The following is an 11,753-nucleotide window of genomic DNA, read 5'->3' as shown; positions in this document are numbered from 1 at the left end:
CCCACATCCTTATACATTATATTTAAAACGAGAATTTTAGCCAAAATTTTATCCCTCATAGCTATTTATCTTTCCTTACACATAAAACCTTTTTGAATTCCAATATGTAACAAATATAAAACAATTAATCTATATATTTTGGCACTAGCCTATACTTAAGTTTATATCTTTCCCCTAATCATACATTTAATTTGAACATTTTATTACAATTCATAACATATTGAACTCATTTGAAACAAAAAGAAATATAATAAAATTGATATATAAAAATCTATGGTTTCTAAAACTTTTCTTTCTCTTTGTATTTCCGATAAAAAGTGAAACTTTAATCAGCCGGAAGTCTTACTACCCGTTCATGCAGGATCCTTGCAACATTAAAGTGGTATGCTACATTACATTTACAAGAATTTAAGAATTTTCTTCTTAGCTATTTGCATCAAACCCCTCTTAGTCACAAAAAAGGAAAGAGGTTACAAAAATGAATACAAAACTATCATCTAAGTTCAAAAAACTAAGTAAAGGAAAAAAAGGAATAAGTGCTACCATATTAGTAGCCGGAATTATGGGAATGCTCACAATTCCCGAAAATGTATATGCACACGGATTCGTTGAAAAACCTAGTAGTCGCGCAGCTTTATGCAGTCAGAAATACGATGCACTCAATTTAAATTGTGGAAACGTAATGTATGAACCGCAAAGTCTAGAAGCACCGAAAGGATTTCCTCAAGGCGGACCAATTGATGGTAAAATTGCTTCTGCAGGTGGCCTATTTGGCGGTATTCTCGACCAACAAACAGTAGATCGTTGGTTTAAAAACACGATTACAGGGGGACCAAATACATTTACATGGAAATATACAGCGCCACATGCAACAAGTAAATGGCACTATTATATTACTAAAAAAGGATGGAATCCAAATAAACCTTTAACTCGTGCTGATTTTGAGCCAATTGGTACTGTTGAACATAATGGCTCTGCGGCATCAAATAATATATCTCATACAATTAATGTACCTACGGATCGTAACGGTTATCATGTCATTTTAGCGGTTTGGGATGTAGCGGACACTAGTAATGCTTTTTATAATGTAATCGATGTTAATTTAATCAATAATGACAATAGTGATAAACAACCGCCAACTAAACCACAAGGATTACATGTGCTAAAAGTTACTCCCCATAGTATTGGGCTGAAATGGGATGCTGCCTCAGATAATATAGGCGTAAAAGAATATCAAGTATTCCGTAACGGAAAATCAATTGGTTCCGTATTCGGAACCACATTTACAGATACAAAATTACAAACGAATACAGAATATGTATATACAATAAAAGCAATCGATGTAGCTGGAAATATGTCCGAAGAAAGTCAGCCTATAACAGTAAAGACCATGGAGGAAGTTCCTGATACAGAAGCACCGACGCAACCAACTACCCTTCATGCAATGGAGGTAACAAATTCCAGTGTAAATTTAATGTGGAGTGCATCCGAGGATAATGTAGAAGTTGATCATTACGTAATCTATCGCGAGGTAGCTGGAGGTAAGCCGATTAAAATTGGGACAACCGACACTACATCTTTTATAGACAAAAACCTACAAGCAAATACAACCTATACGTATACAGTCACTGCAATTGATACAGCCGAAAATGAATCTATGGAAAGTAATAAATTGACTGTAACTACAAAAGAGCAAAGTTCATCTTTTGCAAAATGGGATCCATACAAAGCATATACAAAAGGCGATAAAGTAGAATACCAAGGCAAATTATATGAAGCTGTTCAAAGTTACCAAGGTAATGGAGATCCAAATTGGATATTTGCTTTATCATTATGGAAACCACTTGAGACAAAGTAATATACTCTTAAAGAATCCAAAGGGGTTTGGTGCAAAAAGTTAAAAAGAAAAACCTTTCTAAAAACTTAATCAGAAAAAGGAATCCGTGAGGGATTCCTTTTTGATTTTTACTATTGCATTTTATAAAATATCTTAGTTGAATAGAATAATAAATTAATTTATACCAACTTGATTCCAAGCATTTTCTACTGCCTTATATGTTGCGCTATCATAACCATCATAATCAGCTGCAGATTGTAATAAAGCTGCACGAGCTTGTTTAAAGTTACTTGTTGGTGTTAAATAAGTTGTTAAAGCACGGTAATAGATTTTTTCCGCTTTTTCTTTACCAATAGCGTTAATTGTTAAATAAGCCGCCTTATTTGGAATCCCGCTGTTAATATGCACGCCCCCATTATCTCCTTCTTCAGTAGGAGGTAAAAATTGATAATCTTTCATATGAGCAGGCTGTCCATATTTTTCTGGATCCGATAAACTACGAAGTGCATCTCCAGCAACTCTAGGTGTATATACAGCTTCCCCTAAATCCCAGTTGTTTGGATCGACAAAATATCCAAATACATCAGAGAAAGATTCATTTAATGCACCAGATTGATTCACATATTGCAAATCAGCTGAATATTGAGTTACTGCATGTGTTAATTCATGGGCAACAACATCAAGTGAACCTGAAAGTGGAATAAATTCATAACCGTCTCCATCTCCATAAATCATTTGCTGCCCATTCCAAAATGCATTATTGACATTAGTTCCATAATTGACAGCTGAACGAATCGTTTTACCTTTTCCATCAATACTGTTTCGGTTATGAATATTTTTATAATAATCATAGACTTTTCCTGCATGATAATGAGCATCAACCGCAGGTCTTTGGTTTTTATTGATCCATGCATTATCATCATCTAATAGGTAGTAGTTAACCGGATAATCTGCATCACTGTGGTTGACTGTAAATGTTTCAATGACTCCTCCATTCATAGGCTTTGTCATATCACGTAAATAATATTTTCCCTTTGTACTATTATAAGTAGTGTTTAGTTCTTTTCGGTCACCTAATACACCATAACCATAGCCTTTTTTAGCAATATCTGCATCTGTAACTGCATTATATGAATCAACAATTGTTCCATCTTCTGCATTAACATAAATTTGCCAATTAGCTCCATAAGGTTTAACAAATTGCAATTGTACTTTAAAAGTTAAATAATATTTTCCTTCTTTTTCATATACGACTAAATCAGCTTTTTCACTTGTAGATTCTAAGTTGTCTTTTACTTTATCTAATACATTTCCATTCCCTTCGACTAACGTGTCATTTTTTGTAAGATTAATATGTTTCCACGCATTTGAAAGAGCTGCTTCTTTCGAAATTTTAGCAGTTGTATTCTTTCTTACATTCTCCGCAGCATCCGGGTGTATATTTCCATTTACTGTTGTTACTTTACCCTCTTTATTTGTATGAATCATAAATCTTGCACCATCAACTGGTACCTTATTGATAGATTGAGTGTAAACATAGTGTTTCATTCCCAAATCATCTGATTTCACTTCTTTAAGTGTCAAGTCTGTTTTTGGGTCAAGTTTAAATAAAGCTTTATTATCTTCCAAAAATTTCTCGACTTCCTTTTGAGTCTGTACATTTTTAGTTGATAATTCTCCCGCTAGGAAAGACGGGTTCCCTTTTTCGTCATTCCAATCTTTTTGTACGACTTCCATTTGATCCATAATTTTTTGTTGTGACGCTTGTTCTTCTGCAAAAGCAGTTGAAAATGGTGCACCTAAAACTGCACCAGCAGTCAGCAATGTAACAACCGTTTTCTTCATCTTTGTTTCTCCTTTCAATATTCGTAATATATCAAAATAAAATTGCATAACTTAATATACAATTATTTTTTAGACAAAGCATACAAATATGAATAATTGCATATGTTTTTCTTCTGTATAGATAGATAAACGGTTATATAATTATGTGTATGATCAAATATTATCAAGTATAAAGATACTCCTTTATCCATTATGTAAATTTTCATGTAAGTTATGAATAAATAGCAGTTCACAAAAGTGACAAGAGAATACAAGTATAAAGAAATTTTTAAGAAAATAATTGAATAAGTACCAGAGTCGCAGGGATTATAAGAAATGAAAAGTAAAAAAGAATTTATGTTTTAGTATCCTGCCTAAAAGTGTTACTATAAATATCAGAACAATATGAAATGAAGGATTTTATAAGCAAATCTGCTCCTACCTCACTTCTTTTTTCACTATATCTTAATGCGGAAGTCGCACTGTCCGTAGGTAGCGTAATAAAGTGGAACTTTAATCAGTAGGGGTTTCTTCATCCCCCACTGATTATAAGCCATCACCAATCGGACTGTTACGGGCTGGTAATCTCCCATCTATCTTCCTTGCTTCTCTCTGAATCTTGAGGTGGGAGCCTTACTGCCCTAAAATAGCGGGATAAACAAAAAACATTTTTTCATCTTATTGTTTTACATATACTACACATAACTATAAGGAACTGGAAAAACAATTCAAATTCAAAATGAGAAAAGGGGATACAATGGAAAAGAAAACAAAACGTCAAGAAACTGGATGGAATTTTGATAATAGTTATGCTCGTCTGCCGGAATCATTTTTTTCAAAACTTCTTCCAGCACCTGTACGTGCACCGAAGTTAGTGGTTCTGAACGATTCTTTAGCAACATCTTTAGGATTAGATGCGGAGGCACTGAAAAGTGAAGAAGGCGTAGCTGTACTTGCTGGTAATAAAGTCCCTGAAGGTGCTTCTCCTCTTGCACAGGCATATGCAGGCCACCAGTTCGGGCATTTTAACATGCTGGGAGATGGACGTGCACTACTAATTAGTGAACAAATTACACCTTCTGGCCAACGATTTGATATTCAGTTAAAAGGTTCTGGACGAACACCATACTCACGGCGTGGAGATGGACGCGCTGCACTCGGGCCAATGCTCCGTGAATATATTATTAGCGAAGCAATGTATGCACTTGGGATCCCGACCACTCGCAGTCTCGCCGTGACGACAACGGGCGAATCCATATTTCGCGAAACAGAATTACCAGGCGCCATTTTGACGCGGGTAGCTAGTAGCCATATACGTGTCGGTACATTCCAATACGCAGCAGCTACCCGCTCAATTGAAGACTTAAAAAGTTTGGCTGACTATACAATAAAACGTCATTTCCCGCATATTGAAGCACATGAAACACCGTATCTAGCACTGCTACAAGAAGTAATAGAGCGACAGGCTAGCTTAATTGCAAAATGGCAACTTGTTGGTTTTATTCACGGTGTGATGAATACTGATAATATGACCATTAGTGGAGAAACGATTGATTATGGCCCTTGTGCCTTTATGGATACATATAATCCAGTAACCGTATTTAGCTCCATTGACATGCAAGGCCGATATGCGTATGGAAACCAGCCATATATTGGGGTATGGAATTTAGCACGATTAGCTGAATCTCTATTGCCACTTCTCCATACAGATATAGAACAAGCCGCTCAAATTGCTCAAAACACCATTTCAAAATTTGGCCCACTATACGAGAAGCATTGGCTTGCTGGGATGAGAGCAAAACTAGGCATATTCAATGAAGAAGCTACAGATAAAGAGCTAATGGAAGAACTGTTAAACACGATGGAAAAATATCGTGCAGATTATACAAATACTTTCCTTGCTTTAACTTTCGATACAAATAAAGATACTGATTTCTTTAAAAGTGAAGCATTTACATCTTGGCATAAAAAATGGGAAGAACGGTTAAGCAGACAAGAAGAATCAAAATCATCTTCACAACAGCTAATGCGAGATAACAACCCTGCGATTATCCCGCGTAATCATCGTGTCGAAGAGGCATTAGAAGCTGCAGTAAAACAAGAGGATTACCGTGTAATGGAACGACTGCTGGCTGCCCTTTCCTCTCCTTATGCCCATTCACCTGAACAATATGAATACGCTACAGTGCCCGAGCCTTCCACTCAACCTTATCGTACTTTTTGTGGCACGTGAGACAGTTGTCTTTAAGCATAGAAAATAGAACCTCCGGAGAACATATACGATTCTCGGGGGTTCTTATTCTTCTCCCATTATTTCCATTACTCCAAAACCCTCATCAACTCATCCCCTACTGCTTCATTTGGAATATTTTATTTGGGTTTAAAATATTTTGCGGATCAAGGACCTGTTTTATTTTTTGCATAACAAGAAGTGCTGGTCCATGCTCTTTCTCTTGATATTTTTGCTTCCCAATCCCTACACCATGCTCACCCGTACATGTTCCTCCGTGTTCTAGCGCGTACATAACAATCTTTTCATTTATTTCTTCTGCACTTTTCACTTCTTCTTGATCATTTGGGTTCACCATTAAAAGGACGTGAAAATTCCCATCTCCTACGTGTCCGAGAATGCCTCCAACTACTCCGGTTGTATGTAATGTTTCTCTTGCGTACTGTATCGCATCTGCTAATTCTGAAACCGGAAGACAAACATCTGTACTCATCAGTTTTTTACCAGGATAACTATGAACGTATGCATAAGCTAAATTATGTCTTGCATCCCACAATTTATTGCGCGCTGCCGTTTCTACTTCAAACACAAATTCCTTACATTTATGATCGCCAGCAATCTCTTTCGTAAATTCAATATCCTGATGTAATCCTGCTTTATTGCCATGAAACTCTAAAAATAATGTCGGTTCTTCTCTATAGTTCATTTCACTATATCGATTCACCTGTTTCATTGAAAGCTCATCGACAAGTTCCATTCTCGCAATAGGAATACCAGCTTGTAAAATATGAATAACCGTTTCTACCGCATCATTTACCGCCGGAAATGATGCTCTTGCTGCTACCATATGCTCCGGTATGCCGTATACTTTTAACGTTAATTCTGTAAAACACCCTAGTGTTCCCTCAGAACCTATAAAAATACCATTTAAATGATAACCTGATGATGACTTTACAGCTAAATTACCAGTATGCATCACGGTTCCATCCGCAAGAACGACTTCTAAATCTCGCACTTGATCTCGCATAACTCCGTACTTTACCGCTGTCGTTCCGCTCGCATTCGTTGCAGCCATCCCGCCTAACGTAGCATCTGCACCTGGATCAACGCTAAAAAACAAACCATATTTTTTTAATACTTTATTAAGCTGTGAGCGTGTTACACCCGGTTGTACTTTTACGAGAAAATCCTTTTCTCTTACTTCGAGTATTTTATTCATAAAAGAGAAATCGATTGTAATCCCTTTTTCATACGGAATCACGTGTCCTTCAAGACTAGATCCCACGCCAAACGGCACAACAGGCTTTCCGTATTGACTTGCCAACTTCATAATTTGACTCACCTCTTCTGTCGTTGTCGGAAACACCACAACATCAGGTAAACTACTTGCATGATACGATTCGTCTTTACCATGCAGTTCTCTTACTGTCATATTAACTACGACTCGCTCCTCAGAAAGTATTTCTTTTAAATTCACTACTAAGTGCTCTGTTGTAGCTTCCATCTCCCTCTCTCCTTTATTAATTATTTAATTTTAAAGTAAGTTAACTATTCCATAAATAATAATCCGAAAAATGAGATAATTCAAGTTTTTACTTCCCATCCTCTTCTTCTATTTTCCATATCATGTAACAAATCTCATATCAAGCTCAGTTTGATGATCCTTGAAACAGGACTCTATATTTAACTTACTTCAATGCAAGAAATACTTATCGATCAAAATGGAATATCTTCGTATAGATGCAATTTATCAATGGATGATAATCCTGCTCATTACCTAGAAGATATTTAAAATTATACTTTCTATGTATCTCTTTCTTTGACATGAAATCATACAAAAATCATGTATAATAACAAAAGGATAGTGACATACATATTGTGCACCATCCTTTTTATGGTAATAACTTCTCCTCACTTCATCTACAGTCTTAAGACTTTAATTTTATAAATGAAATATTAGGAAGTTTTTGTAATTCTTGAATAAGTTTATTTTTATCATCAGATGAAATCGCCTTCGTTTGTATATTTACTTTATACTCCATTTCTTCCTCTTTCTTGATTACATTTACCTCATAAGTTACCATTTGTATTCCTTTGGCTTTCAATAACTCAAGAATATTTTGTATAGCCTCCTGTGTATTTACACATATTTCTACTGAAATGTGTTGTGGAAACAGAAACTGAATTCGAAAAATACGACTGACAATTTCTAAACCAATTAATACAAGAATCGTCGCTCCTATCCCAACTGCATACATCCCCGCTCCAATTGCCAGGCCAATTCCTGCTGTTGCCCATAAGCCAGCAGCAGTTGTTAATCCCTTAACTGCGTGTTTTTGAATAATAATTGTACCTGCTCCTAAAAAGCCAACCCCACTAACAACTTGAGCTGCCACACGGCTTGGATCAAGTGATATATGTTCCTCCAGCATAATATCAGAAAAGGCGTATTTGGAAACAACCATAATTAGTGCACTTCCTACTGCCACAAGAAAATGCGTTTTTAATCCAGCTTCTTTCGAACGAATTTCTCGTTCTATCCCAACCATAGCACCTAATAATCCAGCAACACCTATTCTTAAAACAAAATCAAGATCTAATATCATTTTGCATTTCTCCTTTCTTTTTTATTTATAGCCAACTAACCCCTCCTCTCTTTTAAAATTATGCTAATATTATATATATTACATCTAAAAGAAGCTTGTTTACAATGATGTTGATTTTATCACTTCTACAATTGCTTTACATAACGGTGGCCTTCGTGATGAGGGATTTATTAAAGAAAATAGAAATGTTGTTCGAAGGGATTGAACGATAACAAAAAAGACCCTTTCCATACGCAAGGGCCTTCTTCTAAACTGATTTCATTTATCATTTTTATTCTGTCTCTTTTTCTTTGCATCTCTTAATGTTTTACTTACACTTAAAATTAAAATGATACATATAATTCCAGCAAACGCCATAGTTTCTAAAATAAAATCTATCATGCTTCCTCCTAAAATGTATGACTAAAGGCTTCTTTACTAGAAGTTTCTAGTCCGATTCATATAGCGGAAAAGCAGGTCACTATCGTCATTTCTTTCATACCAGTGGATCAAAAATCATCATAAAAACAGCAAGGCCCTTAACCAGTTCTAGTTGGTCGTCGCACACCATTTTCATTATTTGAACTACCCCACTGATTAAAGTTTCACTTTATTTACGCAGCAAGCAACCACGCTTGAATTCGTTCTACATGTATTGTAGCACAAAGATGTTGGCTAATGCCAACTGACATTCATATCTCACGCCTACTCATAGGATTATCGCCCTTCTCATTCCTTAAGGCGGGCGTCTCCTTTCGGAAAATAGATAAAAAGCCATCCTTTTTAGTATTATACTAAAAAGAATGGCCAAGTTTACAATAAGTAAAGTCAAATTCTTACTTCATTGCACGTACTTCAGCAACAAGCTTTCCACCTTCGACACCCATATACAGTTTGACAGGTACATCTTTTGTATTTTCAAATACTAAGTCTAAATACGGATAGGCTATTGTCGCATCTCTTCCCTTTGGTACATATCCAACTGCTTTAGAATGCGTTGTTCTCTCTACCATTTTTAAACCAGCTTGATCTGCCGCGTTATATAAAGTGGATGAAGTTTGACACACTCCACCTCCATATCCATCTACTAATTTCCCATCAACAATTTCTTTTCCTAATTGATACCCTTTATCAGGTGTTGTATCTCCAATTAATGCATTAAAAGAAAAGCGATCTCCTTTTCCTAATACAACTCCGCTAATATGATTAGCAGATATACGAATATTTTCGATTCTTCCACCAGTCGAGCCACCTAAATTTGTTTCATATCGGCCGATGACTGTACCAGATCCGCTTGCATCAGATGGTGTTGCTACTGGTTTTTTCTCAACAATCGGTAACTGATATGAAGAATCCCACATGCCGACATTCATTAACTTTTCTACTAATTCCTTTTCCATTAACTCATAAGAAGGCTTACCTTCTTGCCATGTTCCATCACTTGTCATACGCGAAGGAACCATTTTTTTATCAACGCTTTTCCCAACTTCACTTACAATTTTTGTTACTTCTTTTTTAAACTTATTTTCATCTTCAAAGTATCCTAAGCTGGATAAATCTAGTTTCTTCACTTCTGTTCCTGTGCGACCATCTACTAAACTAATACTATCATTAACGTCTGTTTTCGCTTCTACTGTATGGCCTCCAATATCGCTAACTAACGCTACATCACTAACTTTTGTACCACAGCCACTTACTACACCAATGCATAGTGCCCCTATTACAATACTTTTTGCTTTACGTAACAACATACTCTCTCCTTTTCCCCAACAACTTTTCTTGCTCTTTTTTCCTATCTTATGTATGTATGATTGCCTTACTTTACAATATGATTATAAAATATTACATTTTCATTTCTACTCTATTAAAATTACTCTTTTCTTCACAAAATGTCTACACATATTTGCATAAAAAACATAAGTTTGTTACGATTGTAACCTTTATCATTTATAACCAGTATATACCATGTAATATGTGAAAAACAAATGTAATATATCTGTCTTTTATATTTTAGACTTTCGTATGAAAAATCCTTTTTTATAATCATTTTGCATATCAAATTTTCCTTTATAGGTGTTTGCCGTGTCACCCATCCGCTTTTGCACATACATTATGGTGAATTTAACCTAATTTGAAAGAACGGAGGATGTTATATGTATCCCTACAATTCATATGCTCCATATAATCCTTATGCTTATCCACAGCAATACGACCCACAGCTACAATATCAGCCATATGTAGAGCAAACAGAAGAAATTGATCCATATGACCCAAACAGACAATTCCAAATTCCAATTTCATTTCCTGGTAGCGGCGGTCGACAATTAGAAAGACGAGTAAATGAACTTGAGCAACGCGTTAATCAATTAAATAGGCAAGTAAACCAACTTCAAAACATATTAGAACGTCATACGCGAAGACTTAATCGCTTAAACCAACGTTTGCGCACTGTAGAAAACAGATTGAACATACCATTCTCAGCAGTTGAAGATGGCTTTTAATCCACAAACCAAGGGGAAAGAAAAAGGAAGGGAACTCCCCTTCCTTTTTCTACGAACTAACGTTTCTTTTTGTAAAATTGACGAATGTTTTCTCCATCTCTATACTGATAAGAGTTAACGAAATGAAATAAGGTGATAAATATGGATTTCGAAATAAATTTTCTTTCTTTTTATGTTATACAAGTAGAAGGAAAAGGAGAACAAGCGGATAAGCGATATAAGCACTTCCAAACATTAGATGCGGAAGAATATGAAAATAGCTCTCTAAAAGAATTTCTTGATGGAGAATTATTAAAAATATCAAAACGAAAAGTGGAACGCCATGCAAAAACAGAACAAGCTCCAACAAAAATCGGTCGATTTATTGTCGAGGCTGGACATGAATTAGATTCAAATCCTCATTATAATTTATTTAACCGGATTCGATTTGCAAAAACGAAAGAGGATTTCAAAGATATGAGCGAACCACTCGTTTATACTTATATTGATACAAGCGCCGTTCGAGGCGGTGTCTTTTTAATTGCACAGGCAAAATTGCGAAAATACTTTGATGATCCATTTGTCTTCGTTATGAAATGTGACTTTGAACCAAAAGTCGCATCAATTTCTGATGAAACTACTTTAATTCGTAACGTCGAAATGGCTATTACGACAAAAAATATGAAGTCCATTCAATATCCATACATGCCTGAAGAAGGTATGGTCGAAGTCGGCGAATTAAAAATACACCAAGCATCGCATGCCCGCTACTTTGAAGACTTCTTAAAATTTGTCGA

The 11,753-nt window shown here is 35.6% G+C and carries 9 protein-coding genes; 4 read left to right on the top strand and 5 right to left on the bottom strand.

Annotation, left to right across the window (positions count from 1 at the left end; translation table 11 throughout):
• Positions 1-478 precede the first annotated feature (478 nt).
• Entirely contained in the window at positions 479-1,858 is a 1,380-nt protein-coding gene (locus MR056_RS19955; protein ID WP_087098930.1) for a lytic polysaccharide monooxygenase, read from the top strand.
• Positions 1,859-2,011: 153 nt separating this feature from the next.
• Here MR056_RS19955 and MR056_RS19950 read toward each other — a convergent pair whose 3' ends face one another.
• Positions 2,012-3,682, bottom strand: coding sequence for a M4 family metallopeptidase (locus MR056_RS19950; RefSeq protein WP_012094656.1), 1,671 nt, complete (start codon positions 3,680-3,682; stop codon positions 2,012-2,014).
• A 736-nt stretch (positions 3,683-4,418) separates the two neighbouring features.
• Here MR056_RS19950 and MR056_RS19945 point away from each other — a divergent pair.
• Positions 4,419-5,894: a protein adenylyltransferase SelO gene (locus MR056_RS19945; RefSeq protein ID WP_012094657.1), complete on the top strand. Its 1,476-nt coding sequence runs from the start codon at positions 4,419-4,421 to the stop codon at positions 5,892-5,894.
• A 115-nt stretch (positions 5,895-6,009) separates the two neighbouring features.
• Here the strand turns inward: MR056_RS19945 and MR056_RS19940 are convergent, their stop codons facing one another.
• From MR056_RS19940 to MR056_RS19930, 4 genes are all read right to left on the bottom strand, one after another.
• A complete protein-coding gene (locus tag MR056_RS19940) occupies positions 6,010-7,395 on the bottom strand; it encodes an FAD-binding oxidoreductase (protein WP_012094658.1) in 1,386 nt (461 codons plus the stop codon).
• Positions 7,396-7,819: 424 nt separating this feature from the next.
• Entirely contained in the window at positions 7,820-8,497 is a 678-nt protein-coding gene (locus tag MR056_RS19935; protein ID WP_012094659.1) for an MgtC/SapB family protein, read from the bottom strand.
• A 258-nt stretch (positions 8,498-8,755) separates the two neighbouring features.
• Positions 8,756-8,878 carry a hypothetical protein gene (locus MR056_RS22320; RefSeq protein ID WP_255816365.1) on the bottom strand — a complete coding sequence of 41 codons (123 nt, stop codon included), beginning with the start codon at positions 8,876-8,878 and terminating at the stop codon, positions 8,756-8,758.
• Between the two features lie 434 nt (positions 8,879-9,312).
• Positions 9,313-10,224, bottom strand: coding sequence for a VanW family protein (locus MR056_RS19930; RefSeq protein WP_041809852.1), 912 nt, complete (start codon positions 10,222-10,224; stop codon positions 9,313-9,315).
• 405 nt (positions 10,225-10,629) lie between these two features.
• Here MR056_RS19930 and MR056_RS19925 point away from each other — a divergent pair, with 405 nt between their 5' ends.
• Positions 10,630-10,977, top strand: a complete 348-nt coding sequence (locus MR056_RS19925) for a hypothetical protein (protein WP_087095091.1) — start codon at positions 10,630-10,632, stop codon at positions 10,975-10,977.
• Positions 10,978-11,118: 141 nt separating this feature from the next.
• Positions 11,119-11,753: DUF3900 domain-containing protein (locus MR056_RS19920; RefSeq protein WP_242136654.1), on the top strand; the 635-nt coding region annotated here is incomplete at its 3' end.

The organism is Bacillus cereus group sp. BfR-BA-01360, assembly GCF_022663595.1.
GTDB lineage: Bacteria > Bacillota > Bacilli > Bacillales > Bacillaceae_G > Bacillus_A > Bacillus_A cytotoxicus.
The sequence above is the reverse complement of the archived record's forward strand: the minus strand, read 5'-3'. Positions and strand labels throughout refer to the sequence as shown.